General features: G+C 44.8%; 32 protein-coding genes and 1 riboswitch. Of the genes, 23 read left to right on the top strand and 9 right to left on the bottom strand.

Annotated features, from left to right (window positions below; all coding sequences use genetic code 11):
- Positions 1 to 5: 5 nt before the first annotated feature.
- From ACIFSR_RS00890 to ACIFSR_RS00880, 3 genes are read right to left on the bottom strand one after another with little or no spacing between them, the layout of a single operon-like run.
- Positions 6 to 1,031 (bottom strand): ABC transporter substrate-binding protein, encoded by a 1,026-nt coding sequence (locus tag ACIFSR_RS00890; RefSeq protein ID WP_430054153.1) that lies wholly within the window; start codon positions 1,029 to 1,031, stop codon positions 6 to 8.
- Positions 1,028 to 1,804, bottom strand: a complete 777-nt coding sequence (locus ACIFSR_RS00885) for an ABC transporter permease (protein ID WP_339203623.1) — start codon at positions 1,802 to 1,804, stop codon at positions 1,028 to 1,030. Before ACIFSR_RS00885 ends, ACIFSR_RS00890 begins: the two co-directional genes overlap by 4 nt.
- Positions 1,785 to 2,561, bottom strand: coding sequence for an ABC transporter ATP-binding protein (locus ACIFSR_RS00880; protein ID WP_339203622.1), 777 nt, complete (start codon positions 2,559 to 2,561; stop codon positions 1,785 to 1,787). The genes ACIFSR_RS00885 and ACIFSR_RS00880 overlap by 20 nt, the downstream gene beginning before the upstream one ends.
- A gap of 87 nt (positions 2,562 to 2,648) precedes the next feature.
- Positions 2,649 to 2,751, bottom strand: a riboswitch (TPP riboswitch).
- Positions 2,752 to 2,838: 87 nt separating this feature from the next.
- Here ACIFSR_RS00880 and ACIFSR_RS00875 point away from each other — a divergent pair.
- The 7 genes from ACIFSR_RS00875 to ACIFSR_RS00845 all read left to right on the top strand — a co-directional run bounded on the left by ACIFSR_RS00875 (position 2,839) and on the right by ACIFSR_RS00845 (position 9,813).
- Positions 2,839 to 3,396: a DUF1273 domain-containing protein gene (locus tag ACIFSR_RS00875; protein ID WP_076266769.1), complete on the top strand. Its 558-nt coding sequence runs from the start codon at positions 2,839 to 2,841 to the stop codon at positions 3,394 to 3,396.
- Positions 3,397 to 3,600: 204 nt separating this feature from the next.
- Positions 3,601 to 4,206, top strand: a complete 606-nt coding sequence (locus tag ACIFSR_RS00870; RefSeq protein ID WP_430054150.1) for a metalloregulator ArsR/SmtB family transcription factor — start codon at positions 3,601 to 3,603, stop codon at positions 4,204 to 4,206.
- Between the two features lie 299 nt (positions 4,207 to 4,505).
- On the top strand, positions 4,506 to 4,913 hold the full coding sequence (locus tag ACIFSR_RS00865; protein WP_430054147.1) for a DUF6855 family protein: 408 nt from the start codon (positions 4,506 to 4,508) through the stop codon (positions 4,911 to 4,913).
- Between the two features lie 177 nt (positions 4,914 to 5,090).
- Positions 5,091 to 6,116, top strand: a complete 1,026-nt coding sequence (locus ACIFSR_RS00860) for a S66 family peptidase (protein ID WP_339203618.1) — start codon at positions 5,091 to 5,093, stop codon at positions 6,114 to 6,116.
- A 118-nt stretch (positions 6,117 to 6,234) separates the two neighbouring features.
- Positions 6,235 to 6,663: a pentapeptide repeat-containing protein gene (locus ACIFSR_RS00855; RefSeq protein ID WP_430054145.1), complete on the top strand. Its 429-nt coding sequence runs from the start codon at positions 6,235 to 6,237 to the stop codon at positions 6,661 to 6,663.
- Between the two features lie 1,025 nt (positions 6,664 to 7,688).
- Positions 7,689 to 9,044, top strand: coding sequence for a hypothetical protein (locus ACIFSR_RS00850; RefSeq protein WP_339203613.1), 1,356 nt, complete (start codon positions 7,689 to 7,691; stop codon positions 9,042 to 9,044).
- A 100-nt stretch (positions 9,045 to 9,144) separates the two neighbouring features.
- Positions 9,145 to 9,813 carry a DNA alkylation repair protein gene (locus ACIFSR_RS00845; RefSeq protein WP_430054142.1) on the top strand — a complete coding sequence of 223 codons (669 nt, stop codon included), beginning with the start codon at positions 9,145 to 9,147 and terminating at the stop codon, positions 9,811 to 9,813.
- A gap of 1 nt (position 9,814) precedes the next feature.
- Here ACIFSR_RS00845 and ACIFSR_RS00840 read toward each other — a convergent pair whose 3' ends face one another.
- The gene (locus ACIFSR_RS00840) at positions 9,815 to 11,206 is read right to left on the bottom strand and encodes an MFS transporter (protein ID WP_430054140.1); all 1,392 of its coding nucleotides are present in this window, start codon (positions 11,204 to 11,206) and stop codon (positions 9,815 to 9,817) included.
- Between the two features lie 122 nt (positions 11,207 to 11,328).
- Between ACIFSR_RS00840 and ACIFSR_RS00835 the strand changes: the two genes are divergently transcribed.
- A complete protein-coding gene (locus tag ACIFSR_RS00835; protein WP_339209689.1) occupies positions 11,329 to 11,634 on the top strand; it encodes an ArsR/SmtB family transcription factor in 306 nt (101 codons plus the stop codon).
- 80 nt (positions 11,635 to 11,714) lie between these two features.
- Positions 11,715 to 13,283 carry a sensor domain-containing diguanylate cyclase gene (locus ACIFSR_RS00830; protein ID WP_430054136.1) on the top strand — a complete coding sequence of 523 codons (1,569 nt, stop codon included), beginning with the start codon at positions 11,715 to 11,717 and terminating at the stop codon, positions 13,281 to 13,283.
- 52 nt (positions 13,284 to 13,335) lie between these two features.
- On the opposite strand, the gene ACIFSR_RS00825 is transcribed toward ACIFSR_RS00830, so the two are convergent.
- Positions 13,336 to 14,007, bottom strand: coding sequence for a class I SAM-dependent methyltransferase (locus tag ACIFSR_RS00825; RefSeq protein WP_430054134.1), 672 nt, complete (start codon positions 14,005 to 14,007; stop codon positions 13,336 to 13,338).
- 129 nt (positions 14,008 to 14,136) lie between these two features.
- Between ACIFSR_RS00825 and ACIFSR_RS00820 the strand changes: the two genes are divergently transcribed.
- The 4 genes from ACIFSR_RS00820 to ACIFSR_RS00805 all read left to right on the top strand — a co-directional run bounded on the left by ACIFSR_RS00820 (position 14,137) and on the right by ACIFSR_RS00805 (position 16,355).
- On the top strand, positions 14,137 to 14,712 hold the full coding sequence (locus ACIFSR_RS00820; RefSeq protein WP_339203607.1) for a GNAT family N-acetyltransferase: 576 nt from the start codon (positions 14,137 to 14,139) through the stop codon (positions 14,710 to 14,712).
- A gap of 117 nt (positions 14,713 to 14,829) precedes the next feature.
- Positions 14,830 to 15,066: a hypothetical protein gene (locus tag ACIFSR_RS00815; protein WP_430054131.1), complete on the top strand. Its 237-nt coding sequence runs from the start codon at positions 14,830 to 14,832 to the stop codon at positions 15,064 to 15,066.
- A gap of 362 nt (positions 15,067 to 15,428) precedes the next feature.
- Positions 15,429 to 15,830, top strand: a complete 402-nt coding sequence (locus ACIFSR_RS00810; RefSeq protein WP_083681694.1) for a hypothetical protein — start codon at positions 15,429 to 15,431, stop codon at positions 15,828 to 15,830.
- A 135-nt stretch (positions 15,831 to 15,965) separates the two neighbouring features.
- Positions 15,966 to 16,355 carry a cytochrome c oxidase subunit II gene (locus tag ACIFSR_RS00805; protein WP_054024112.1) on the top strand — a complete coding sequence of 130 codons (390 nt, stop codon included), beginning with the start codon at positions 15,966 to 15,968 and terminating at the stop codon, positions 16,353 to 16,355.
- Between the two features lie 69 nt (positions 16,356 to 16,424).
- On the opposite strand, the gene ACIFSR_RS00800 is transcribed toward ACIFSR_RS00805, so the two are convergent.
- On the bottom strand, positions 16,425 to 16,691 hold the full coding sequence (locus ACIFSR_RS00800; RefSeq protein WP_339203605.1) for a hypothetical protein: 267 nt from the start codon (positions 16,689 to 16,691) through the stop codon (positions 16,425 to 16,427).
- Between the two features lie 110 nt (positions 16,692 to 16,801).
- On the opposite strand from ACIFSR_RS00800, the gene ACIFSR_RS00795 reads away from it, so the two are divergent.
- The 5 genes from ACIFSR_RS00795 to ACIFSR_RS00775 all read left to right on the top strand — a co-directional run bounded on the left by ACIFSR_RS00795 (position 16,802) and on the right by ACIFSR_RS00775 (position 19,629).
- Complete coding sequence (locus tag ACIFSR_RS00795) at positions 16,802 to 17,089, top strand: Dabb family protein (RefSeq protein WP_339203604.1); 288 nt, start codon at positions 16,802 to 16,804, stop codon at positions 17,087 to 17,089.
- 152 nt (positions 17,090 to 17,241) lie between these two features.
- A complete protein-coding gene (locus ACIFSR_RS00790) occupies positions 17,242 to 17,661 on the top strand; it encodes a DUF86 domain-containing protein (protein WP_339203603.1) in 420 nt (139 codons plus the stop codon).
- 150 nt (positions 17,662 to 17,811) lie between these two features.
- Positions 17,812 to 18,468, top strand: coding sequence for a helix-turn-helix transcriptional regulator (locus ACIFSR_RS00785; RefSeq protein ID WP_339209688.1), 657 nt, complete (start codon positions 17,812 to 17,814; stop codon positions 18,466 to 18,468).
- 216 nt (positions 18,469 to 18,684) lie between these two features.
- The gene (locus ACIFSR_RS00780; RefSeq protein WP_339203601.1) at positions 18,685 to 19,161 is read left to right on the top strand and encodes a DUF948 domain-containing protein; all 477 of its coding nucleotides are present in this window, start codon (positions 18,685 to 18,687) and stop codon (positions 19,159 to 19,161) included.
- A gap of 51 nt (positions 19,162 to 19,212) precedes the next feature.
- Positions 19,213 to 19,629 (top strand): YtxH domain-containing protein, encoded by a 417-nt coding sequence (locus tag ACIFSR_RS00775; RefSeq protein ID WP_430054128.1) that lies wholly within the window; start codon positions 19,213 to 19,215, stop codon positions 19,627 to 19,629.
- A gap of 134 nt (positions 19,630 to 19,763) precedes the next feature.
- On the opposite strand, the gene ACIFSR_RS00770 is transcribed toward ACIFSR_RS00775, so the two are convergent.
- From ACIFSR_RS00770 to ACIFSR_RS00760, 3 genes are all read right to left on the bottom strand, one after another.
- Complete coding sequence (locus ACIFSR_RS00770; protein ID WP_339203598.1) at positions 19,764 to 20,984, bottom strand: sugar phosphate nucleotidyltransferase; 1,221 nt, start codon at positions 20,982 to 20,984, stop codon at positions 19,764 to 19,766.
- A 170-nt stretch (positions 20,985 to 21,154) separates the two neighbouring features.
- Positions 21,155 to 22,900 (bottom strand): alpha-glycosidase, encoded by a 1,746-nt coding sequence (locus ACIFSR_RS00765; RefSeq protein ID WP_339203597.1) that lies wholly within the window; start codon positions 22,898 to 22,900, stop codon positions 21,155 to 21,157.
- Between the two features lie 48 nt (positions 22,901 to 22,948).
- Positions 22,949 to 23,755: an SDR family oxidoreductase gene (locus ACIFSR_RS00760; RefSeq protein WP_339203596.1), complete on the bottom strand. Its 807-nt coding sequence runs from the start codon at positions 23,753 to 23,755 to the stop codon at positions 22,949 to 22,951.
- Positions 23,756 to 24,083: 328 nt separating this feature from the next.
- Here ACIFSR_RS00760 and racE point away from each other — a divergent pair, with 328 nt between their 5' ends.
- From racE to ACIFSR_RS00735, 5 genes are all read left to right on the top strand, one after another.
- Positions 24,084 to 24,893 (top strand): glutamate racemase, encoded by an 810-nt coding sequence (gene racE / locus ACIFSR_RS00755; RefSeq protein WP_339203593.1) that lies wholly within the window; start codon positions 24,084 to 24,086, stop codon positions 24,891 to 24,893.
- Between the two features lie 102 nt (positions 24,894 to 24,995).
- Positions 24,996 to 25,901, top strand: coding sequence for a M14 family metallopeptidase (locus ACIFSR_RS00750; RefSeq protein ID WP_339203591.1), 906 nt, complete (start codon positions 24,996 to 24,998; stop codon positions 25,899 to 25,901).
- 78 nt (positions 25,902 to 25,979) lie between these two features.
- Entirely contained in the window at positions 25,980 to 26,213 is a 234-nt protein-coding gene (locus ACIFSR_RS00745; protein WP_076266789.1) for a hypothetical protein, read from the top strand.
- A gap of 45 nt (positions 26,214 to 26,258) precedes the next feature.
- Complete coding sequence (locus ACIFSR_RS00740; protein ID WP_339203589.1) at positions 26,259 to 26,561, top strand: iron-sulfur cluster assembly accessory protein; 303 nt, start codon at positions 26,259 to 26,261, stop codon at positions 26,559 to 26,561.
- A gap of 37 nt (positions 26,562 to 26,598) precedes the next feature.
- On the top strand, positions 26,599 to 26,823 hold the full coding sequence (locus ACIFSR_RS00735; protein ID WP_076266791.1) for a DUF1450 domain-containing protein: 225 nt from the start codon (positions 26,599 to 26,601) through the stop codon (positions 26,821 to 26,823).
- Positions 26,824 to 26,853 lie beyond the last annotated feature (30 nt).

Raw genomic sequence — 26,853 nt, 5'->3', positions numbered from 1 at the left:
TTAATTTACAAGTTTGAAAAAGCATCCTCAGCTTTTATATTGTCTGGCAGCAAGTCGTTATCGACGAGCCAATCCCTAACATTAGACCAAGAAGCAGGCTCCTGATATCCAAATGATTGCTTCCCTGCATCCATGAGAGGCAGAAGAATGTCCAAGCTTTTTGTCTCGATTTCTTGATCGAGAGGGGAGGTCTGGTTCTCATGCTCAAATAAAATCGACAACGATTTTTGTTTATTTTCAGCTACAAATTGTTGACCCTCCGTAATGGCTGCGATGAAGCTTTTGAACAACGCCTGCTTATCAGCTAGTCCTTGCTCACTTGCTACAAGCACAAGCTCGTAATAATCCGGCACGCCAAAATCAGTTGGGTTTATCGCCGTCATGGGATGCCCTTCCTTGGCAAGCAGCAATTGCTCATGATTAATAAATCCGCCGATGATCGCATCTACCTTCTTGGTTGCTATAGCTGGAATAAAGGAAAAACCAACGTCAATCATTTCCACATTTTGCGGGTCACCGCCGTCATGCTTAATCATGGTGCGCATCATTGCTTCATACAGAGGGATGGAGGAGAAGCCTACCTTTTTACCAACAAGGTCCTTTGGTGATTTGGCGTTTCCGCCTTCTGGTACCATTAGATGATTAAGCGGATGCCTGACGATTGCAGCAATGGATTTAACAGGTATATCCTCGCCGCGAGCCATCAGTACCTGTGGCTGGTAGCTGAGCGCCAAATCAACCTTGCCGGCAGCCACTAGCTTCAACGCATCATTTGTATCCGCGGGCATTTGAATGTTAACCTCTAAACCATGCTTCGCAAAATAACCGTTTGTTTGAGCCGCATAGAGGAAGGAATGCACCGCATTTGGATACCAGTCGAGCATTATGCTAATAGTCTGAGGATTTTGTTTTGTCGAAGTGTCCTCGGGCTTGTTTTCAGTTGGGGCAGCGTTGCTGCTGCACCCATTAAGCACGAGCAGCAGAGAAGCAAGCATTGGAATTATCCATTTCATTTTTGCTTTGATGATCATGTATTGAACCTCTTTCTCTTTAGTATTGATTTCTCCAATAGGACAATGGCAGCAAATAATAAGATGCCAATGAGGGATAGCAGAAAAACGGATGCAAACATGGAATCAGCGTTCAAATTGCTGGACATTCGGCGGCTATAGTAGCCTAGGCCTTCACTGCCTCCAAGCCATTCACCGATGGTGGCGCCGACAACGCAATAAACGATCGATAACTTAAGTCCTGAGAAGAAGGACGGTAGGGCGATGGGGACTTGTATTTTTCGGAAAATACCCCAGCGAGTTGCTCCCATTGTCAGCAGCAGCTCTTCATATTCGCTACCGCTTTTCTTAAGACCGTCATAGGTGCTCACAACGATAGGGAAAAAAGCAGTCAAAAAAACAACAGCGACCTTGCTCCAAATCGTATAGCCAAACCACATAATGAAAATTGGCGACAGAGCGATAAGCGGGATGGTCTGACTGATGACGACAAACGGGTACAGCGCCTTCTCCAGTATTCGGAAAGTGTACATGCCTGCTGCGAGCGTAGTCCCAATAATAATCGACAATAGAAAACCGAGGGACACTTCTTTAAGCGTAGCCAGCAGATGTTTGCCAAGCAGCAGATGGCCATCTTCGATTAATGCCTGAGCTATTGAGCTAGGTGACGGCAGTATGTAGGGTGGAACCAATCCGAGCTGTGCGACCGCTTGCCAAACGAGCAGTAAGCTAAAGAGCAGCAGTATAAATAGTCCGTAATGGCTCAGCCACTGGTTAATTAGAGGTTTGCGCATGCAGTCTTCGCTCCAAATCTTGCCGCAGCTTGATGAAGTCGGGTTCATAATTTTGCTCATAGTGTCTTGGTCTCGGCAAAGGAACGACTATTTCCTGTATCCCTTGCGCTTCGCTAGCAGCACCTGGCAACAAATAAATGCGGTCGCTCAGCAATATCGCTTCCTCAAGATCATGTGTGATAAAGAGTACTGTTATTCCAAGATCGCTCCACAGCTCGAGCAGCCACTTATGCATGCCGCGTTTGGTCATGGCATCAAGCGCGCCAAACGGTTCGTCCAGCAGCAGCAGCTCTTGTCCGGTTACTAGCGTGCGCAGAAAAGCTGCCCGCTGTCGCATGCCGCCTGACAACTCGTCAGGGTAAGCTTGTTCATAGCCTGCCAGTCCGAAGCGAGCAAGCAGCTCTATGATTTGGATCGTGGTATAATGGGGATTGCTGCGTGCCAGCTCAAGTGGAAGCAGACAATTGCCGAGTATTGTTCTCCATGGCAGAAGAAGATCCTTTTGCGGCATATAAGCAATTTTGCCGAGACGATTGGGGGCAGGCTTGCCATGCAGCCTAATTTCACCTAGGCTAGGCTGAAGCAATCCGGCCATGAGCTTAAAGAGAGTGCTTTTGCCTGAGCCGCTAGCACCGATGATAGAGACAAACTCACCTGAGTAGGCTTGAAGCGAAAGATTAGACAGTATAGATGTTTCAGCAAGCTTGTCGTAGGTGTAGCTTACTTGGTGAAGTGAGATTATAGCTGTAATACGCATCCCTCCGTAAACAAATAAAGACCCACCCATTTCCGAGGGGAAATGAGCGGGTCTAACGATCACACAAGGCTTGCGCGCATGGATGAATGCTTTGCTGCTCCACTTCCCTCCGCTGGAATGATCCAGATCAGGTTCCAAGGGTCCGGAGCAGTTGCTCCATCTCAGCCGGTAGGCTCCCCTAGTGAAATAAATAGGTTTATATGCAATTTGTATTTTTTCTACTATAGCATACACTGGATAGATGTAAACCATAATTATCCGAAAAGGCGTTGGACAAATGAAAAATTTACTCGTAACGGGCTACCGAGCGCATGAACTTAATATTTTTAGCCAGAAGCATGAGGGCATTGTTTATATAAAAAAAGCGCTGACAGGCAAGCTGGTTCCGCTTATAGAAGATGGGCTTGAGTGGGTGATTACCCCGGGTCAATATGGCGTGGATTTGTGGGCGTGCGAGGTCGTGATTGCGCTGAAGGAAATTTATCCTCATTTGAGACTTTCAATTATTTCGGCATACAGCAATCCGGAAGAGAAATGGAAGGATGATAAAAAGGAGTTTTATCAGCAGGTTTTAAAAGGGGTCGATTATTACGCTTCGGTCAGCAACCAGCCGTATAATGGCATTTGGCAGTTTACGGCTAGGGACGAGCTGCTGTTTCGGAAAACGGACGGTATTCTGCTCGTTTATGATGAGGATGCAGGCGAGGGCAGCCCCAAGTTTTTTAAAGAAAAAGCGTTAAAGAAACAGCAGGCAGAGGGCTATGGTTATTTCAGCATAAGCTCGGAGGATATTCAGAGCATTGCGGATGACGACAACCTGTATTCGGAAAATTAACGATGCATGGTAGTTGAGTAAGGGGAGTTTATTTCATGCTGGCAGGCAGAGACCTGTCAGTTTTTTTTATGCGCCAAGCTTACTGTTTGTATTTTCAAGATTATTGTGTTTGACAAATAATAGGTGGCGTATTATTATCTTATTAGATAAATATCTAATTAGACATTAGTTAAATTTGTTTGGTGGAGGAAGAGGTGGCGAACGGTGCAATTAGATAAGGTGGTAGCCTATCATAAGGCATTATCCGATTCGACGAGAATTAAATTGTTGATTATGCTGGCTGAAGGTGAGCTTAATGGACAGGTGCTCGCAGAGAAATTAGGCGTGACTCCTGCTACGATTACGCATCATGCGACCAAATTAAGAGAGGCCAGCTTAATTAATGAACGCAGAGAGAAAAACACGATTTATTTTTCGTTGAACCATTATTTTATTAAGAGCAACGCTAATGCGGCGGCGGAGCTCATTTATCGGAATGCAGGTACAGAGAAGGGAGTGGACAACATGGAGGATAGCAATAAGAAACTGAAGGATTCAGTCATCCGCAACTTTTTTACAGCTGAGGGTAAGCTGAAGCATATGCCGGCTCAGCATAAGAAAAAATTGATCGTGCTTCAGCATATGGTTTCTCATTTGACGAGAGGGAAACAGTATACAGAGAAGGAAATTAACGAATTTATCAAAGGTTATCATGACGACTTCGCAACCATTCGCAGAGAGTTCATTATGCATCAGTTGATGTTTAGAGAAAATGATATATACGAATTGAATCCGCAAGAAATATGGGCGAAGTGGGAGATTCTTTCGTAAGCGGAAGTTGTTTATGATAATAACGGACATCAGATGCCTTATTTGCTTTATTTCTCTCTTATTGGCCGTAGTTGCGGACATGAAGGCCGTTATTTGGCTCTAATCGTTATAAAAGGCTGCGATTTCTGCCAAATAACGGACTCTATGTCCGTTAGAAGTAAAACTGAACTCATCGAGCGGCTGCTGTGCTACTGCGTCATAAAGGAAAAGTAATTTTTTTATCGAATGTAGTAGCATCTGAAGGATATCTGAAAGATAAAGTACATAATAAGAGTGGATTACAAAAGGAGCGAATACATATGGCGTTGGCAGAAGGTACAAAAGAAAACCCATGGAAATTAAAAACACCCCCTCAGACATCTGAATATGAAATTTATAAGGATGAAAAAGATGGTAAAGAAATTTTAGTATGCACAGTTGGGAAGACGGTCTTGCATTATGATTTCCGCTGCATTGATGACTTAAGCGCGATGCTCAAACAACATGGTGACTGGATTGAGCTTGGCAGCGCCGATGAGCAGAAGCCTGCTAAAGAGGGCACTATTGAAGCATGGGGACGCTCGTCTGAAAACCCGATTGGCGGCTGGTATGGATTGAAAAAAGGGTTGCGCGGCAGATTCGGAATGTATCTTCCACCATTGATGGAGAAGCTGGGGCTTGCAGAAGTAGAGCATAATCCAAGGAATAATCGGATGAAGTCTATTTAATCTCAGTGGAGTGAAAACTCGAAAAAGGATGAGGAATCTACAATCCTATTGTATGTGAGTATTGAGTTCGAGTGATTGGCTGCCGTAATGGCAGCTTTTTTTTATTGTAAGAGTGATTGAGAACTTACAAATATTTGTATATATTTATTTAAAAAGAATGATTAGGAGGGTTATTCCTTGACATCCTTACATTTGAAACCCGATAAACTAAAACCCGGAGATACCATTGGAATTGTTTCACCATCCTCGCCTGTTGCTTTTTATTGCCCTAACAGATTGAATCGTGGAATAGCTGCTTTAGAAAATATGGGATTTAAAGTAATTACAGGACAGCATAGCAGGAAGAGAACAGGTCACACGGCTGGCAGCCTAAATAATCGTTTGGAAGATTTTCATCATATGATTCGTGACCCTGATGTAAAAGCAATTATCGCTACAATCGGGGGATACAATTCACATCAACTGCTTGAAGAATTAGATTATTCGCTCATTAGCAGCCATCCAAAAATTATAATGGGGTATAGTGATATCACTGCACTTTTAGCAGGCATACATGCGAAAACAAATCTAATTACATTTATGGGACCTGCTATTATGCCGCAATTTGGAGAATTTGGTGGACTTATTGATTTTACATACCATTCCTTTGTGAGAACATTAATGAAAGATACACCAATAGGAATGATTGACTCCAGCGATCATTGGACAGAGGAACATTTAAGCTGGGACATTGACGATTCACGCCCTAGAGCGACGATACCTAATACGGGCATGAAGATTTTAAAGCCGGGGCATGCGAGAGGACCAATTCTAGCTGCGAATATGGGTACACTTCTGCTGCTGGCAGGTACGCCCTATTTACCAAGCTTCGAGGGCAAAATTTTGTGTCTGGAAGAAGACGAGAGTGAGCAGCCAAGTACAATTGATAGATATGTTACACAATTTCGCCAGATGGGTATCTTTGATCAAATTTCCGGTCTCATTATTGGAAGATTCCAATCGATTGTAGGATTTAATGAAGATGATTCATTGCAAGAGCTGCTGCAGAATGCAACGAGAGGATACGATTTTCCGATCATATGTGATGCGGATTTTGGTCACACGGACCCCATGATTGTACTTCCAAATGGTGTTGAGGCTAGTTTGCAAGCTAATGAGGAACGAGGGATACTTTTTTCGATTGAAGAATCCGCCGTGCAGTAATAAAATCTACTATATGTCATTTATTTCAATACATGAAATTGTGAATATTATTTTGGACAGATATCAGCAGCTGATTTAAACTAGAATAGAATTCAAACGTTAATTTGGAGGGGAAAATATGAAATTAGAAAATCAAAAAGAGATCCTGACAATCGTTAATTCAGATGTTACAGCTTCCAGCTTCAAAAATGTTTGTGCGGAGCAGGTCACGCTTAACTGTTGTAACCTTAGCGGTATGAATATGAATGATGTGAATTTAACGGGATTGCATATCTCAGATGCTAATTTGAGTGAGTTTGTCATTGACGGTGCACAGTGGGGCGGAGCCCATTTTCGCAACATTGGATTCGGCAATCCAAGTCAGCCTGATGTTGAATTCAACAGAACACCTGTGCAATTAACTAATTGTAATTTACATCAAAGCGTATTTACGGATTGCAATTTGAAGAATGCTAAATTGGACAACTGCGATATTTCTGGTTTAACTATAAACGGAATTGATATCGAAAGTTTAATTAAACAGTTTGAATCTATGGAGAAAAAATAGGAATATAGAAATTTTATTCAGCGAGGCACGATCACTTAAAGCCGTAAAAAGTTCGCCAACTAGGCAGCCTTTTGCGGTTTTTTTAGAATCAATGGGGTGAGTTTTTTTATTAGGAGTTGTTCGCGATTTTAGAGGTGTCAGTAACGGACATAGGATACGTTATGGCTGTGAAAAGGAGCATAAATATAACTTTTGAAGCTGAATAAGGTCCTCTATGTCCGTTAGTTCGCAAAAAAGGGTGGAAATGTGGCAAATAGAGTACCTGATGTCCGTTAACAAAGCAACATTGTTCTAAATTGTCACGTCTCAATGGTATCTGATCGCAAAATAGGAGGAGAGCAGCTATTCGAAACCATATTTTAACTGCTTTGCCGATTCATTTGTTGGCATGGGCTATGATTCTTTCGGCAATGTTATTTGATCCATTTCGTTGGTTTTTAAACCCCATCGTTAATAACACTCCAGCATTTTTAACTGTTTCAAGATGGTTGGCTCAATCATTATTCATAACGGGCCTAATTGGCTTTTCCATATATAAGTTAAGAACGAGCCCCCAGCTGACAAGAAAAGATTTGAATGTAGTTTCCGTACATGTTTTATTTTCTATTGTTCATATTGCTGTCGTTAGTGCAGGTATTTTTATTGCGGTAGGCTTTGAAGATTTATAGTGAATTTTTATCTTACATAAGCAAATGGATGCTGCGAATTAAATGTATTTCTATATGAAGGCTGCCGAAGGGCAGTCTTTTTGTATTGTTAGGTCGGCCTGATTGAGCAGTGAAATTGAAGAAATTGGTCATATGGACGAAGTTGATAAGGCAGTTCTTGAGTGGTGCAAGGTTATCTCTGCTAAAGGTAAAAACGAATGAAATATTGTATGACAAAATAACGATGACATCCGAGCAAAGAAAAACTTAATAAATAAAATATATTTATTGACACTTTCATTTTTTAGCTGGTATACTATGGAACATTACTCATACCCGATTAAAAACATCGGAATTAGAAACATGGAGGCAATGTTCATGAAAAACACAAAAGCATCATACACAAAACTGCTAGTAGCACTCCTCTTATCTTTCTCTGTTATCTTTACACAATCAGCAGCCTTTGCGGCTCCGTCTGAAGCAGCGGCACTAAAGGAAGATGGCGCAGCACAGTATAAGCAGTTTTTGAAAGAAAAATTTAATGTCAGCCTCTCCAGCAAAGTGACGAAGGGTGAATTCATTGAAGCAGTAGCTGATATTCTTGGTTACGAGCCATCAGGCAAAGAGGTCACTTTCTCCGATGTAAAGTCAGATAACAAGCTTTATCCTGCAGCGGCGGCTTTGTATGAGAAAGGCATTTTGTCTGGCCCGGCCATTCAAGGCGATCAAGTACTTACAAGCGCTGTAGCGGTTTCCATTGCGGTAAGAGCAGCAGATTTGAAGGAGCTTGCTTATACATACCCGGCTGTTAAAGTAAACAAAGTACTAACGAAGCTGAACGTTAAAAGCAGCGCGCTTGGCACAAAAGGTGCGCAAGAAGTTGCAGCAGCAGTAGATACAGGCTTGCTGCCAGCTGAATTTTACACAGGCTTCAAACCAAAAAATGCAGCAAGCGATCAATTGATCCACACATTGCTTGGTAAAGTGCTTATTACAAAAGGTCTTTACAAAAAGTATATCGGTTATGTTAACGACAACGATATTTTCCAAAAGCTAAGCAGCGCTTACGAAACTTCTGATATTATCGATGCGCCTAAGCTGCAAAAGCTGGTAAATACTGCTTTGGAGCAAAGCTTGATCACAGGCTACAACATCAAGGACTCCCGTTTCAATGCTAACTTCATCGATTCTTTGTCTCTGATTTACGGTCATTCCGATTTTAATCACGCGATTCAGCTTATTGGTTTGCTTCGCAGTGAAGGCCTAAATGCGAAAGTGCAATTCGAGCCAAAAACATCCGCATTTATTTTTCTAGCGGAATGGGGCAATCCTGGTCCAAACGTAGTTAAAATTTCAAATGGCAACTATATTTCGTATTCCAAAGAGTATGACCTTGAATTTGAATTTGCAACTGCGGCAGATAAAGCAGCTTTCCAAGACGTTGTTCTAGCTTATGCGAAGAAAGATGAAGAGGATCAAGCAGGACTTATCGTTGCATCATGGTGGCAGCCGCTCTACTACTCACAAACTGCACTAAAGGATTATGAAATTATTACGAACAACTTTATTACAGATCCAGACAGCCCTTATACAGTTAACCCGTTCTCGCTTAATGAGGATTCTGCGAAGGTCGTTGCAGGATTTAAAGCCATTGATCCTAATGTCAACATTACGCCTACTCAATTTTGGGTAGATAAGCCATTCTTTAGATATTTGCATAACGAAGCGGCTTAATAAGATTATTTGGCAAAATAGTTACGATGAAGCAGCCCTGACCATCATTGATGGTTAGGGCTGCTTTGTGTTATCGTTCAAGAAAAGGAGCTGGTATTTGATGACTGCAATTGCGCATGCTTTGGAAGCAAAGTTCAGGGAGCACGCCAATCCGGAGACGGCTCAGCCTATGGAGGCTTACATGCGCGGCCAATTTATATTTCTTGGCCTAAAGACTCCGGAGCGAACACAGCTGCTGCGCGAATTTTGGAAGCAAAATGAAAAGCCGAAGGGCGAGGAGCTGCTGCAAACAGCAGAGCAGCTATGGCAGCTGAACGAGCGAGAGTTCCATTATGTAGCGATGGGTTTGATGGAAAGATACAGCAAAGAGGCTGAGCCTTCACATATCGACAGGCTGGAGCGGTGGGTAACGACCCATTCTTGGTGGGATACCGTTGATTTTCTGGCAGCGCATTTAGTCGGCAGTCAGCTCTCGAAATATCCGGAATTAACAGCGAAGTATACGGAGCGCTGGATCGATTCAGATCAGATGTGGCTCCGCAGAACTGCTTTGTTGTTTCAGCTTAGGTACAAGCATGATACGGATACAGATCGGTTATTTGACTACATACGCCGCACGAAGGACGAAAGCGAGTTTTTCATTCGCAAAGCGATCGGCTGGGCGCTTAGAGAATATGCAAAAACCGATGCAGCCTGTGTGCATCGGTTTGTAGAAGAAACGCCGCTCTCGCCGCTTAGCAAGAAAGAGGCGTTAAAGCATATCGTTTAGCTTAACGTCGATTTGACTCATCGAGCTGCTGCTTTGAAGAGAAATAGTACAGCCACGATGCTGCAATGGCGAAGGCGGCAATGACGCCCATTCCCCAAAATATATTTGAAAATGCACGGTCAAGCGGAACATTGCTTTGTGCCGCGAGAACGATACCGCTAATCGCTACGCTGAAAGCGCCGCTAATGAATTGCGACAGCTGGAATAAGCCCATTCCAGCACCTACATGCTCACTTGGTAAGATTCTTGACAGCTCGTTCGAAACGCCAGAGTTTAACGCGGAGAAACTAACGCTCATCACGATATAAATGGCCATGATAACGTAGATGGATTGATCCGCGAACAAGGCGAAAGAAACAGCAGCGAGCAAGAGAAAACAAGGAGATAGCCGAAGCAGCAAGCTGTTGCCGTGTTGATCAATGATTTTTCCAATGCGATTGGAGGAAAGCATAGCTACAATGGCTCCCGGAAAAATAATGAGACCTGCTTGACCTGGTGTCAGCTTGAACAGGTGAATAAGCACCTGAGGCAGCAGAAAAAGTGTGGAAAAATTGTTAATGTAAGATACAACACCTAGTGTAATCAGACGAATATACCTTTTATTGCGGAACAGAGTAGGCTGAACAAAAGGATTTACTGCACGATTAATCCGTATCCAGAATAAGATTAGTGCAAGTATTCCGCCAATAAGAGCAATCAAGAAATGGTTCGTAATATAGAGCAGAACACCTGTGGAACCAATTCCGACAAGCGCGGCACCGAGGATATCGAAGGACCCCTTGTTCGATGCTTCAACCGGCAGCAGTCGATAAAACACAGGAATGAGTAAAAGTGAGATTCCAGTAACGATAAACAGATCGTTCCAGCCTAAATATTGTGTTATAGCACCGCCGATGACGGGGCCTAAACCAAGGCCAAGCGAGGCAGCCGAAGTAATGAGTGCCATGGATTTGCCCCGGCGAGCAAGTGGAATAAATCGTGTAATGAGCACGATGGTTAGACTAAGGACAGAGCCCGCTCCGCAAGCTTGAATAAGGCGCGCGACAAGCAGCAGTACATAATGATGACTAAAATAACCAAGCACAGATGCACCGCCCATGGCGATTAAGCCAATCGTGAGCAGCAGACGAATCGGAACAAAGTCAGAGAGTCTGCTGTAGGTAATCGATGAAATGGCAAATATAATGGAATAACCCGTTATGATCCAGGAAGCTGCCGATGGGGATAGCATAAACTGAGCCGTTACTTGGGGCAAGGCCAGATTAAACATCATCGTATTCATGATCACAATAATTACGGTTAAACCTAGCAGTGGGATAACGAGACCGTCTCTAAAGGCGGGCCGCTCCTCGGTGAATAAGGGTGGGGCAATAACAGCGGCACTGTTTCTCATATAGAACCTCCAAAGTTGTCTCTTTATCTATTTTCATTGTACGAATATTATCGTACAATGAAAATATAGCATGAGCTATGGTATAATGCAATAAGTACTTAATGAGAGAGGTGCGAATGCCTTTGAAAATATTATTCCATCCCAATCGTGAGGATATTGAGCTTACTTCTGTTTTATATGCATTAAGTGATCCTATTCGGCTTAGCATTGTTGTCGCTATCGTTAAGCATGGCGAGCAGTCCTGCGGTCACTTTGATCTTCCTGTCGTAAAGTCTACAATGACGCATCATTTCCGTACATTGCGTGAAGCGGGTGTAGTGAATGTTAGAAAGCAAGGCACCCAGCATTTTTTGACGCTGCGCACTGAGGATTTGGATGCTCGCTTTCCAGGCCTGTTAACGGCCATTATTCAACCGGCTTCTGTATAGACGAAAGTAAGGACTATTTCTTTTCTCGCCCATATACGCTAAAATAAGGCTGTACTTTGGCAACGAGAGAAGGAACAACTGTGGGTACACGCAAAGGCTTAAAACTTCGATTCGTCTTGGGGCTGTTCGTAATCGGCTCTGTTATCATAACCGCCATCATCGGCGGTTATTTTGCATGGACGACAAACAAGACTTCACTAACGTCGGGTTATTTGGAAAGCAATTATCAATATGCGCAAAAGCTGTCCTCTAATACGAAAGAATTATTGGATATTATTAGCAACAATGTTGATGCCATAGCGGCAAGAGCAGGCATACAAAATATATCGCAAAAGGAATTGGATAGCTGGTACGATGCGAATGAGCAATATTTTAATGCGATTATCATTGTGGATTCCAATCGTAAAGTGATGTTATCTAGTTTGTCAAGCGGAGGAGTCAAGGCAGGGGCAGTGCTGAACTCTTACGCAGCGAAGCAAGCGGTTGAACAGAAAAGACCGCTTATTTCAGAGCCTTATGTGGGGACAACAACGAACCAGCTTCTTATGCTAATTTCTTCACCCATATTTAATGAACAAGGCGAATATGAAGGTTTTGTAGCTGGAACCATTTATTTGAGCGAGAGCAACGCGCTTAGCAAATTGCTCAACGAACATTTTTACGGAAACGGCTCTTACGTCTACGTAGCAGATAAGCAAGGCCGCCTTATCTTCCATCCGGACCATCAGCGAATTAATGAAAAAATTGCTTCAAATGAGGTTATTAATAAGGCATTAGCTGGACATAGCGGATCGCAGGAGATCGTTAATTCAAAGCAAAATCGTTATTTTGCGGGTTATGCAAACGAGTCGATAACCGGTTGGGCAATCGTAGCACAAACGCCTGCTTCAATTATTGATAAGCCGTTAAATGAATTGATATGGAGTATACTGCTGCAATTTCTCCCGTTGTTTATCGTCATCCTGCTGCTTGCGTGGTACGTTTCCCATTTAATATCGAAGCCTCTATTTGAACTAGCTGCTTTCTCAGAGGAAGCAATTATATCAACAAAGGCGATACGTTCCAAAATGCCCAAAACAAATTCTTACATCTATGAAGTGAGACAGCTTAATCAAAGTATAAATAACCATTTTAATTTACTGAACAAGGAAATTCGATTGGATGGGCTTACTGGACTTGCGAATAGGAAAACATTTGATTTGACCATTCAGGAGTGGATTGCCGAGGATATACCGTTTGCGCTTATACTGCTGGATGTTGACCATTTCAAAAAAATTAACGATCAGCACGGGCATCTTATAGGAGATGAAGTATTAATCTATACAGCTGCGCAAATAAAAGCATTTTCCAGAAGTCACGATCTTAGCTTCCGCTACGGCGGTGAAGAGTTTGGCATACTGGTTAAGCTAGGAAGCATTCCTACTGCAACCAATATTGCGGAGCGGCTTAGAGAAGGAATCGCTGCTGGCGCGAGTCCGACTGGCAGTCCAATCTACGTTTCGATCGGCATTTCAATGTCGAGTGGGAAGGTGAAGGATGCGAAGGAAATAATTGAAATGGCGGATCAAGCGCTTTATCGCTCGAAGGAAGCGGGCAGAAACCGAACAACGGTGTACGACAATAAGCCATTAAGCGGACGAGAGGATTAGTTGTTCGGTTAAGGCTGCTCTGCTCTATACGCCATTCATCCTAAATAGAAAATCATACTGGTTTGTTTAACAGTACTCTAAAGCAATATAACGTTCCCCACATAGTTGAGCTAATAGCAGTAGAGCTGGGCGTCGCCTCAAATTCGCCGCCATATGTGAGTCCTGCAGATTCGGCGGCGCGTTTGAGCTGCTGCAAGTCAACTGTCGGATAATCGAAGGTTAGCGCGATCCGGCCTCCTGGTTTCACTGTTCTTGCGAATTCTTTTAAGCTGAGGTCCTGATCCACATGTCTTAGATGCTCAAGCACAGAAATACAGAAGATGATGTCAAAATAATTATCCTCATAAGGCAGGTCAGTTATACTTGCCTGAGCATATTGAACCTTGGACCAGCCCTGGTGGTTGGTTATTAACTGGAGAGCTGGCTGTCCTATGTCCTGAATAATTTCCTGAGAAATAGCCTCCCACGAGCTAATGCGCGCATCGAAATCGCAAGCATGCACTTCCTTGCAAACGCCGCCCAAATAAAATTTTAATGGGTGAGAAATGCCGCAGGCTGCATCCAGTACGATATCATTTGGTGAAATGAGCGTTCGGCACCATTCATACTCATAGGGACGGCTCCACCAGGTTTCAGGCAAAGGATAGATAAGCGTATCTATCCTCGGATCAGTCGATGTGAAGAAACGTGCTTCTTCGCGGCTGTGCTCATTTGGATTTAACATGCATTATTTTCCTCCCGCAAACGTGATTATATGGCAAGTTCACATGCAAGGCTCATTTTTCAAGCTTATGATGCAAGGGAAAGATTATGTATTTTACGTGTTTGTATGATGGGAAAAGGGGTTGAATAGATGGGTGCGTCATTCTCATTTCAGACGTTTCCGCGAATAGAGACGGATCGTTTTATTTTGCGAAAAACAGAGCAGCGGGATGTGCATGAATTGTTTGAGCTCTATTCCAATGATGATGTTGTCAAATATACACCGCTGCTGCCTTTCTCCGCAGAAGACGAGGCATGGCAGGAAATGAATTGGCATTTGGAGATTTATGCTCTACAAATAGGCATCAGATGGATAATTGAAGAGAAGAGCTCGGGTAAAGTAATCGGCACCTGTGGGTTTTTACATTATTTGAAGGAGCATGCGCGTACGGATTTAGGTTATGATCTATCTCCAAGCTACTGGCGGAAAGGGATTATGAGTGAGGTAGCGGCTCCCATTATCGCTTTTGGCTTCAACAGAATGAAGCTGCATTGCATCGAGGCAAAGGTAGATCCGTCAAACACTGCATCGATCAACCTGCTCTGTAAGCTCGGTTTCAAACAGGATAGTCAGCCAAGGGAATTTGAGTTTGAGGATGGGAATTTTATTGAGCTGCTTGTATTTACGATGCTGCGCAAGGAGTTTGAATTATTGCACGCACGTTAGCGTCTTTCGCAAAGGACGTTTTCATCGTATAATAGGAGGAAGCGAGCCGCAGGAAGCTAAGTTTATGCTTGCTCGGTGGTGCTGCTTTATAATACTTTTTTTTGGGAGGCATTACTAATGTCTATTAGCAAGGCGAGAAAAGCAAGGCAGAAGCTGGCGCAGCAAGGGCGCATGACGCCGGATGCACTGCGGGGCAGCTGGCTGGGCGTCAATCCAACGATCAAACGTACACCTACTTTGCAGGAGAAGCAGGCGAAGCTGAATAAGAAACACCGAAGGAATCACGCGAATTACAGCGATGGTTCCTTTTGTATTTATAGGGGTTGTTTGGTTTGGGCGAAGCAGGTTAGCTGACTTTGAATTTCGTAATTTTACTATGGTAATATGAAGACGTACATAATGAAGTACTTTAAAGTAATGACAGCAATACCCTTGTAAGCACGCAGTCGTGCTTACAAGGGTATTCATTTTTTTGGGTAAAGCGAAGAGGCAGTTGTTAGCGCGAGCGAGCCGCATTTTTAAGCATGTTGTATTACATTGGGTTTGGTAAAAATTGATTTATGCCTATGTCATGCAACGGATACGAATCCATGACTCGCAAACAATCGTGCCAAGCAGGATTAAAAGTTAACTTTTGGGTAATAGTAAATTAACTTGCATCAAATCCTCGCTCCTCGCTATAATAAGAACAAACGTTCTTATTTGGAGGGGTGGCAATGGCCGCTAAAGAGGAAGAAGCCCGCGGAAAAGTCAGAATGGCAGCTAATCCACCGATACAGACCGAGGAAGAGCTTGTGCTGGTGAAGCAGTACGTTTTGCTTGGCATTGTTATGCGTATTTTGGATCATGATATACGTGTGATCGGCACTTCAGCCATTAAACTGCCGCGGTTCTATGAATCGATGATGCGCGGCATGCAGGATCGGGTGCTGCTCGACCTCGCTGGAATTAGAAGGAAATTCCGCGAAACAGGAATAAAGGTGTATGAGGAGAAGCGCGAAGCCGATGGTTTGCATGCCGAATATGTGTGCAGAGGGTACCATCATCGTTTTTTTATGCTGTGGGGCTTTGTAAAAGCGGAGTCTGAACGGGTGTTAAAACAGTATTTGTCCAGCTAATTTTGTAATTGTTCATGGTTTTGTCAAAATAACAAAAAAACTTTTCAGCTTTCCGTAGTTTAAGGTTGAGAACTTCGGACGATCTTATGTAATATAAGAGGTAGACATTATGATCGCAAAGGGGAGCACATAGCAATGCATAAGTGGATTATGTTTACTGTATTCGCAGCGGCGTCTTTGCTGGGCTTATATTTGCTCACATTCGCACTGCCAGCTAAGCCGGTTGATGAGTCTGCCTCGTTGCCAGAGGGCATGACTTTATTGAAGGTTGTAGCGTCCAACGATTTTGTATTTGATCAAAAAGAGTACAAAGTTAAAGTTGGAGACAAAGTTAGACTAAAACTTTCCAACAAAAGCGGTATCCACGGGATGCATATTGACGAGCTTAAAGTAGCTTTGGATAACGATCACCCGGAAACAGATTTGGAATTTAAAGAGCCAGGTACTTACAGAATCTATTGTTCCATTCCATGCGGTCAAGGACATACAACGATGGAATCGACTTTAGTGGTTGAAGCAGCCTAGTGCGTAATTGATTCATGTGCTGTAGAAATGAGAAAGGAGCCGAAAGGCTCCTTTTTGCCTAAAATAAAGCTATCGTGCTGAACGAGGATGATGCTCTTTGTCACGGCTGCGTACGATAAGCACGTCGGCGAGAAAGCCAAGCAGCGCCCATGTAGCAACAGTAAGCACATACATGAGCAAGACGTTAACCTCGTGCACGTCAACAAATAAATCAACGACCCAAGCGGGAATGCTAAACATGAAGAAAACAAGATTGTGCGGGTCGTAACCCGTGGAGTTGAACAAGCAGATAGCTAGTCCAATAACTGTTGCAACAATTGTAACCGGATAGCGCATAACGTACACCGAGCCCCTTCGTGTTAAAGATTGCCGTAATGCGACTGCATAGGTTATTATGTGACAAATAGACAAAAGTTATGCGTCAATATTAGAGGAGGAACTAAATAATGCTTACTCATATCGTATTTTTCAAATTAAAAGATGGCAGCGCAGAGAGCGTAGCGCGTACCGCACAAGTGCTTAGGGATATGGAAGGGCAAATCGATGTATTAAAGTCGATTGAGGTTGGCGTGGATGTTGTGCATTCGGAGCGTTCTTACGATATCGCTCTTATTACGAAGTTCGAATCTTTGGAAGCGCTAGAAGTGTATCAAGTGCATCCTGTACATAAAAAAGTTATTGAACACATGATGCAAGTTCGTGAAGCTTCCGTCAGCGTTGATTTTGAAAGCTGAGAGGCAGGTTGAGCAGTTATGAGCGACATGAGGGATGTATACGAAATATTTACTTATTTGCTTGTTATCATATTTAGCAGCATTATTATGGTGGCGTGGCTGAAACGCAAAGGGAAAAAAAAGAAGCAAGGCTGAAAGCGGGCGACTGATTGATGTATTATGTGAATCGTGAACAAATAGCGGTAAGGTTGAATTCGATTACTGAAATTGCTTCGGCGCTGGACTCGCTTGCCGCTAATTGGCAGGGAACGGTGCTGGAGGGGCTGGCGCAGGAAAGAGCGCTGCATCTGGCTATTGAAACCGTAACAGATGTTGGCAGCTTCTTGATCGACGGGTTTATTTTGCGGGATGCGAGTAGCTATGAGGACATCATCGATATTACTGGCGAGGCAGGCGCGTTTCCGCTTGAAATGCAGGCGACGCTGACGGACCTTGTAAAGCTTCGCAAGCCGTTAGTGCAGGACTATTATGTTTGGCCGAGAACTGAGCTTCATCCGCTTACGAAGACGCTTACTACTCTGCTGCCTGCCTTTAAGCAATCGATTGATGATTATTTAGAACGCGAGCTGTAGGCGTTTTTGCTATTTGCATGTAAACCATTACAATTGCAGAACAAGCATAGATTGTGACTTTATGATTGTTTTACGCTTGATTTACGAAAAACTAAAAATACGTTACAATGACGCTATCAAGCCTGCAAAGGTGGTGAAGGGTTGAAGCGGATGAAAACGGCAAGTGCATCAGATATAACGGCAGCTTCGCGCGGTGATCATTCCACGCGAGAGCGCATATTGATGCTGCTGAAAACAGGCGGCAGATTGAATGCTGGTTCCTTGTCAAGCGAGCTCGGACTAACGGAAATGGCAATCAGGCGGCATATGTATGCACTAGAGAGCGAAGGCAGCGTGAATATCGTATCGGTGCGGCAAGCCATGGGCAGACCGCTCCATGCGTATGAGCTGACAGCTGAGGCGGATGAGCTTTTCCCAAAAAATTATCATATGCTCGCACTCGACTTGCTGGGCGAGCTCGCTGATGACCCGGATACCGCAGCGCTTATTGACCGGATGTTTGATGGACGCAAGAACAAGCTGCTCGAGCGTTATGAGCCGCGGATGGCGGGGAAGAGCTTGGAGCAGAAGGTGAGTGAGCTCGCAGCGATTCAGAACGCTGGAGGGTACATGGCTGAAGTGGAACCACAAAGCGATGGCAGCTATATGTTGTATGAGTATAATTGTCCGATTGCTCAAGTTGCCGGCAAATATTTGCAAGCTTGCAAATGTGAGCTCTCCTTGTTTAAATCGCTGCTTGACGTGCCTGTTGAACGAACGGAATGTTTGGCGAAGGGCGGCGGCAAGTGCAGCTACCATATCGGTTAATGAAATAAATAGAGGTTGTCTTTGCAAATCGGAGAAGATTTGCTGAGGCAGCCTTTTTTTGTTGCAAATGTGGAAAAAGCAGTGATGCTTTATCATTTTTATTTCGGTTGTGTCATGACAAGCCCATGCTGCTTATACTGTCATTACGCAAGTGGGCATTCGTCTAGGAGCATATACGTATGATCCTGCAATTGATAGAGGAGGAGGGATGCAGGCATGGTCATGATGTGGAGCGCAGCGGTAGTTGCTGGAGCATTTGTCATTCTAGTTGGCGGTATACTCATTGCCTTGCGGTCGGCGCTAAGCAGAGTGAAGCAAGTGCAGGCTGAAGCGGAGGTTATGAGGCAGGACCTCAGTAAGTTATCCGCTGAGATTGGCGGGCTTGTGCAGCCGACCGAGGAAGCGATTCGCGCGGTACACCGTCAGCTGCAAGCCATGAGCAAGCTATTTGAAGCGGCAGGGCAGGTCGGCGGAGCAATTGCCCACACGACATCGACGGTTGAGCGGGTAACGTCTATATTATCGGAGTCGGCTGAGCAGCATGCGAAGCGGCACGAGACGAAGCGGCAGGTCGGTGAGGCGCTTGAATGGGCAGAGCTAGGGATGGCGGCATGGCAGCTGTGGCAAACTAGCCGAAAGGCAGCAACGACTGCCGAAGATGAGCATGGACCTGTATTCGAATCGGAATCTTAAGTCAAGGTGCTAAGGTCGAAGAGCACGCTAAACACGAAAGGAGCAAAAACAATGACAACACGTAAACAAACAAAAGGATTTTTTCTCGGCGCATTAGCTGGAGGTGTTGTAGGCTCGATTGCTGCATTGTTGCTAGCACCGAAGCCGGGCAAGGAATTGCGTCAGGATATTTCAACAGGTGCGCAGAAGGTTGGAGAAACGACGGTTAGAGTTGCAGGTCAAGTAGGCGATACGACGGGCCGTATTGCTAAACAGATCAGCGGCCAAGCGATTCAAATTGCCGATCGTACGAAACAAGCGGCAAGCAGCGTTGTAAGCACGGTAAGAGGCCGCAGCAAGGGTACCGAGGAAACAGAAGCGGTTAGTGGCGATATTGCTTTTACAGAAGAGGGCAATGAGCAAGCAGCAATTGCAATTGAAGCAGTAGAAGCCGGAGAAACAGAAGCTGCTACAGCAAAGGAACAATAGAGACTTAGTGGTAGTTGCAACATACGTAAATTAGGCAATGGGTAAAATGGTTCAATCGCATTATACAAAAAGACAAACGGCAGGGAGCGAAGTCTCCTGCCGTTTGTTTTTTTATTCACGTGTATGGATAGGGGTTAGCCAACAATATGGTTGTGGACGTAATTGGATACGGGACGAAGCAAGCTTGCGAGCGGCTCCATATTGTAGTCGTTCATCGATGGTGAAGTTGCGGTAATGGCTTCGCCTGGCCCTACTACAGAAATTTCATCATCTAATCGACCGACGAACGCACCGTCATGAATGATAGCACCTTCACCGATAATGGCGCGATGGAGCGTAACATTTCTTCCAATTCTGGCTCCCGGCATGATGATGCTCTCATAAATTTCGCTGTTAACGCCTATCGTAACGCCTGAGCAAATGATAGAGCGTGTTACTTCTGCTTCCACAGCGCATGCGGGGTGGAGGATGGAGTCGGTAATTGATGCTTCGTGGCTTAAGTAAGGCTTTTCGCTAGACTGGTTTGTTCCGGACTGAGCTGGCCACTTGGCTGCACCAAGCTTTAGCTCGCCATCCAGCAGGTCCATGTTGGCTTCCCATAGGCTGTTGATTGTGCCGACATCCCGCCAGTAGCCGTTATAAGGATAAGCGATCATATTGGTTTTGGAGGAAAGAAGAGCAGGAATAATATCTTTGCCAAAATCATGAGTTGACGCTTCCGAAGCAGCATCTTCAATGAGTATTTTTTTTAAGTCTGCCCAGCGGAATAAATAAATGCCCATGGAAGCTAAGTTGCTGCGAGGATCCGAAGGTTTCTCATGAAAGGAATTGATCCGAAATTGTTCATCAGTTTCTAAAATGCCGAAGCGGCTTGCCTCGCGCCAAGGAACTTGTTTAACGGCGATCGTAACGGCTGCACCGCGATTTTTGTGGAATTCAAGCATAGGCTTGTAGTCCATTTCGTAAATGTGGTCGCCCGAGAGGATTAGTACATGCTCAGGAGCTTTCTCATCGATAAAGTCGATGTTCTGATAAATAGCATCGGCCGTTCCTGCATAGCCCTCTAAACATTTTCTTGAAGAAGGGAGGAAGGTTACTCCGCTATTCGCTTGATCCGTTTGATAGCCGTTCGTGGATTGATTTACATATTTATGAACGCTTTCGGCGCAGTACTGCGTAAGCACGCCAATCGTAGTAATATTTGAGTTTGCACAATTGTTAAGTGGAAAATCAATCATTCGGAAGCGATCGCCAAAAGGTACGACAGGTTTGGCAAACTGACTTGTGAGCGGGGCTAGGCGCCGCCCTTCTCCACCGGCTAACAGCATAGCAATACATTCAGTATGGTTCTTCAATTCAATTTCCCCCTGACCAGTAAGTGTAGTAGTGTTGGCTCTGTTTCTTATATGGAGTCATTAACCTTTCATGGTGACTTTGAAACCGATACGGAGAAAAAAAGGGGGAAATAGAAAAGTGAAAAGGGCTCTTGCTCCGCCAGTTAGACGGTACAAAAGCCCTCAGATGATTAGATATTTCTATACAAAATTCGGAAGTCATGCGGGCCGAGCTCAAGCTGAAGCTGCTCTTCGAATGTGGCGACTTCTTCATTCGAGAGCGCATCTTTCCAGTCGTCCACCTCCATTGGATGCTTAAGCTTAACGGTTTCTTCGGTATGGTTAATCCAGATGGTGAAATGTTGCTTGGCGTTTAAGCGTTCATAAATGAAGGCGCCGCGTTCGTTATCTGCAAATAAGAAGCGGAATCGTCCATCACGAAGAACGGTATGCTGCTTACGTAGGGCGATGAGGAGCTGATAGAAATCAAACAGCTCGCGGTCCTGTTTGTCCGTATCCCATTCCATGCATTTGCGGCAGTCTGGATCATCGCCGCCATCCATTCCAATCTCGTCGCCATAATAGATGCAAGGGATACCCATAGAAGTCATCATGAATACAACGGCTTGCTTTAAACGCTGCTTGTCTCCATTTAAACGAGTTGACGCACGAGGTGTGTCATGACTGGATAGGAGGTTGAACATCGCCTCATTGGTTTGCTGAGGATATCGCATTAGTAAATGGTTGATTTGATCGGCGAAATCCGATGCTTTTCCTTCGGAGGAAGCAAAAAAATCCAAGATATGCTGCGCAAATGGGTAATTCATCGAAGAGTCAAACTGATCACCATGCAGCCAGTTAAGCGCATTGCTCCATACCTCGCCGATAATAAAAGCATCCGGCTTTTCAGCCTTAACGGCATGACGGAAATCCCGCCAGAAAGCATGATCAATTTCGTTGGCAACATCGAGCCGCCATCCGTCGATATCTGCTTCCTTAATCCAGTGCACAGCAACATCAAGCAAAAATTGTTTTACTTCCGGATTTGCGGTATTCAGCTTCGGCATATTGCCATAAAATCCAAACGTAGCATAATTTGCTGTACCGTCTTTGACCTCTACAGGGAAGCCATTCAAATGAAACCAATCCTTGTACTTCGAATTTTCTCCATTTGCCAGCACGTCTTGGAAAGGTGGAAACTGCTCGCTCGTATGATTAAAGACAGCATCCAAGACAACTCGAATATTTAGATCATGACAAGCGCTAACCAGCTTCTTAAGCTGCTCGGCATCTCCGAACTGCGGATCGATTTGCATATAATCGACCGTATCATATTTGTGATTTGAAGGTGCTGTAAATAATGGCGTCAAATAAATCGCCGTCACTCCGAGGTCCGTCAGATGCTTGAGATTATCCATTATGCCTTGCAGGTCGCCGCCAAAGTGGCTTTCGCCGCTCGGCGCTTCACCCCAGGGCTGTACGTGGTCGGGGTCGTTGGCCGTATCGCCATTTGCGAAGCGGTCGGGCATAATTTGATAGAAAACAGCTTCCTTTGCCCATTCAGGCGCATCAAACAAATCGACCGTATGAATAAAAGGAATTTCAAAATATCCGCCAGCTGGGGCGGGCTGCTCCTCAAAGATGCCATTCTCGATGAGCCATAACGTTTCTTCGCCGCTGCGTACACGAAAGCCGTACGAAAAACGCCGAAACTCCGGCTTGATGGCAGCTTCCCAATAATCAAAGAGGGAATCGGCAGCTATTTTTTCCATCGGAACATCATGATGATGCTGATCCCAGTCGTATTTATCTCCTGTTACCGCAACAGCCTCATCAACGTCATTTCTTTTGGTGCGGAGCCTGAGATGGAAAGTATCGCGATCGTATGCATATGCCCATTTCAGATCCGATGAATGATGTAAACATTCTTTAAACAATGGCGTTCGCCCCTTATCATATGGTCTTCTATCTATTCTTAATAATTGCTATCCGCGCAGCAAAGATTCTGCTCCGTCTATGTAAACGGTAGTGCCTGAGACATGGTCCGAATCATCGGATGCGAGGAATAATGCAAGCTTGGCCACTTGAGCTGCGCTGCCAGGCCCATCTTCCAGCGGCTGGCTGCCTTCTGGATATTCAACGGGAATCGACACACTCTCGAGCTCTGGCGTTCGCTCCGTATTTTGCTCGATATTCGTCTCAATAGCTCCGGGGCAGATGGCATTCACGCGAATTTTGTACTGGGCAAGCTCCAAAGCAGCCATCTTGGCAAAAGCGACCTGTCCAGCCTTCGTGCTGCTGTAGGCGCTGAAACCGATATTCGAGAACACCCGATTACCATTTATGGAGCTGGTGATAATAATGCTTCCGCCTTTATCCTTTAACAAAGGGATAGCGTGTTTTACAGTTAGAAATGTGCCGGTGAGATTAACTTGAAGCGTCGTATTCCAATCTTCGATATCCATCAGTTCAATCGGTGTTAATACACCGTTAATACCTGCATTGGCAAATACAATGTCTAGGTGTCCATAATGCTCGCGTGCTTGTCGAAAAGCGTCTGCAAGCTGAGCTTCATTGGAAATATCAGTTTCAATAGGCAGGCAGTCGACATTGTATTCTCGAACACTGCGGCATACCTGCTCCATGGCGGATTCTTTAACATCAAGCAGAACCAAATTGGCGCCTTCCTTCGCGAATTTCAAAGCTGCTGCCTTACCAATACCAGAGCCTGCCCCGGTAATGAGAGCGACCTTTTCTTGTAAACGGCCGATCGGATATTTCGCTTTTGTCATCTGAACGCCCTCCTTTTTGTTATCAAACCAAATGCAATGCTCCACATTGTTTCTACACGTATGTACCCGATCTGAGATGATCTAAACCGAATACTAAAGGCTGCACCCATTTATTCCTTTGCATTATTGCTGGATTAACTAAAAAAGGACTGTCAATGCTACCTATCGTAGTCATTGACGGTCCTTTGTCATTTACATTGAGCTTTCAACATGAAATTTCACACCGCTTGTCCGAAATGTCGATAAGATACTGGTACGTTTTTGTGCCTGTATTCATATGCTATTTTGTCTCTATTCATCACATTATGTTTAGGAAAGCGGTGTGTTTGTGCAGCAACCGATTGCAATACTGGACTCAGGCGTTGGCGGCCTCACCGTTGCCAAGGAAGTTATGCGCCAACTGCCGCGAGAAAAAATCCTTTACTTTGGAGACACGGCTCGAACGCCTTATGGACCGCGTTCTTCAGAAGAGATTGTTCGTTTTACGAGGGAAATCGTCGATTACTTAATTCAGTTTAATCCGAAAATGATTGTTATAGCATGTAACACAGCAACGGCGGCAGGACTTGAAGACATTCGCTCAAGAGTCGCGATCCCGGTTGTTGGGGTCATTGATCCTGGTGCAAGAGCAGCTATCGGCCTTACAGCTACGGGTTATGTTGGTGTCATCGGCACAGAGGGAACGATCAAAAGCGGTGCTTATGAGCAAGCCTTAAAGACGTTGTCGCCGAAGGTGCAAGTGATAAGCGAAGCGTGTCCGAGATTTGTGCCGCTAGTGGAAAAGGGGAATTTTCGTTCCTTTGAAACGTACGAAACGGTGCAGAGCTCCATTGGGCATTTGCGGCGTTTTCCAATGGATACGCTAATACTTGGCTGCACGCATTATCCTTTTCTAGCAGAAACCATATCCGAGGTGATGGGCCAGAGCGTGAATCTCATCAGCTCAGCGGACGAGACGACACGCGAGATCAGGAGTATTTTGGAAAACAATGACCAGCTTGCGAGCGAGGAAAAGGAACCGGTGCATCAATTTTTTTGCAGCGGAAATCCGCGGATGTTTCAATCCATTACTCAGCAGTGGCTTGGAAAGCAGATTGAACTAACGCCTGTAGTTTGGCAAATACCCAATATCATTTAAATGATAAGAAACTGAAGCCGGGCTTAAACATAGCAAGGCTTCTTTTTGTTGATTGCTACATAGGACAAGTAAGACCTTGCATAGCATGATAGGAGCAAATTTATGCAGCTGGGGGCGATGGTTATATACTCCTTACAAACGTATGGCTATCTTGATTTAGTGGAGGGTGTTCGGCAGCTATCAGGCAGATACTCGTTTTTATCGGCACATATTATTGGGGAGAGCGTAATGGGCAAGCCGTTATTGGCGCTCCGCTGCGGCAACGGGCCGCGTCAAATTCATATGAACGGCTCTTTTCATGCAAATGAATGGATTACCTCTGCACTGCTGATGCGCTTCGTTGCTGATTTGTCGGCAGCTTATTGCAGCGGGGAGCGAATGGGTGGACAGCAAGTGGCGGATTTGTGCAAAGACGTGACTTTATGGGCTGTCCCGATGGTAAACCCAGATGGTGTGGAGCTCGCACAATACGGAGCATTGCCGAGGCATCCTTATTATCAGCAGCTAATGGAATGGAATGGCGGCTCCGATCAGTTCAGCAACTGGAAGGCCAACATTAGAGGCGTTGACTTAAATGATCAATTTCCTGCGTTTTGGGAAGAAGAGTGCAAGCGCAGAGGGGTAGAGGGACCTGGACCACGCGACTATCCAGGACCGTATCCGCTAAGTGAGCCGGAGGCGAATGCCATGGCTCAATTTACGAGTAGAATCGGTTTCGATGCGGTTCTTGCTCTTCATACGCAGGGGCGGGAAATCTATTGGAATTATCGTGACTATGAGCCGGCAAATGCAGAGCAGCTTGCCAAACGGCTCGCTCAGGCAAGTGGATATGAAGCGGTAAAGCTGACTGGCAGTGATGCGGGTTATAAAGACTGGTTCATTCATCAATTCCGCAGACCTGGCTTTACAGTGGAAGCGGGCTATGGCGAAAATCCGCTGCCGATGAGTAATTTTGATCAAATTTATGTGGAGCTGCAGCCGCTGCTGCTAGAGGCGCTTCGCCTTTAGCGGCCGCTGGCCTCTAGTAGTTAATTACGCCATGCTTATGCTATACTAATCGGAAAAGGTCAGCAAAGGTGGGATTTCATGCGCAAGTTGCTGTCGCTGCGCCATTGGCAGCGTACGTTTGTCCGTATTTTTCAGCTGCTTCGATCAAAGGATGTTTCACTGCTGGACAAGCTGATTTTTTCCGTGCCTGTTTTTCTTTACTGGGTTTTGCCGGATGTCATGCCGTTCATGCCGATTGACGACATCGCGGTTACGATGGTGCTTGCCGAATGGTTTGCCCGTAGAATGGAGAGCAAGTATAATATAAAATAATAACGATTGCCGCAAGGCCTAACGATAAGAGGAGCTGGATAATTTATGAACTGCAAAATTTCAAAAAATGCTGCTAAAGTTCTGCAAGTAGAGCTGGACAAGCCTGAAAACGAAGGTAAAAAGCTGCGTATTTATGTCACTCATTCGCACGGCGACCATGCTCATTACGGTATGGGAATCGACGAGCCGACTGAGAAGGATATTGTTGTATCCACTGACAAAGGGATCGATGTTATTTTGGAGAAAGACAATGCTTTTCTGGACGGCGTTCGCATCGATTATTTCTATGTGCCTGAAGAAGGTTTTGCCGTTACGAATCCAACCAAGGGCAACCACGGTGATCACTAGCATTTTTCCGTATTCGGTTGAGACAGGACGATGAATTATGGCTAACGATATAATGGTTTGCGACAAATGCAAGCATACGAAGATCAAATCGATTTTGCCCAAGCTGCAGAAGCTGGCGCCGGACACAGAGGTTCGTGTAGGCTGCAAATCGTACTGCGGGCCATGTGCCCGCTATGCATTTATTTTTGTTAATGGACGGTACATTAAGGCGCCTTCAGAGGATGAGGTCATCGAGAAGATCATTCCTTACATCAAGAAATAAATAACAATATTAATATTATAGAACGACATA

This window comes from Paenibacillus sp. NRS-1760 (assembly GCF_050467785.1).
Classification (GTDB): Bacteria; Bacillota; Bacilli; order Paenibacillales; family Paenibacillaceae; genus Pristimantibacillus.
The sequence above is the reverse complement of the archived record's forward strand: the minus strand, read 5'-3'. Positions and strand labels throughout refer to the sequence as shown.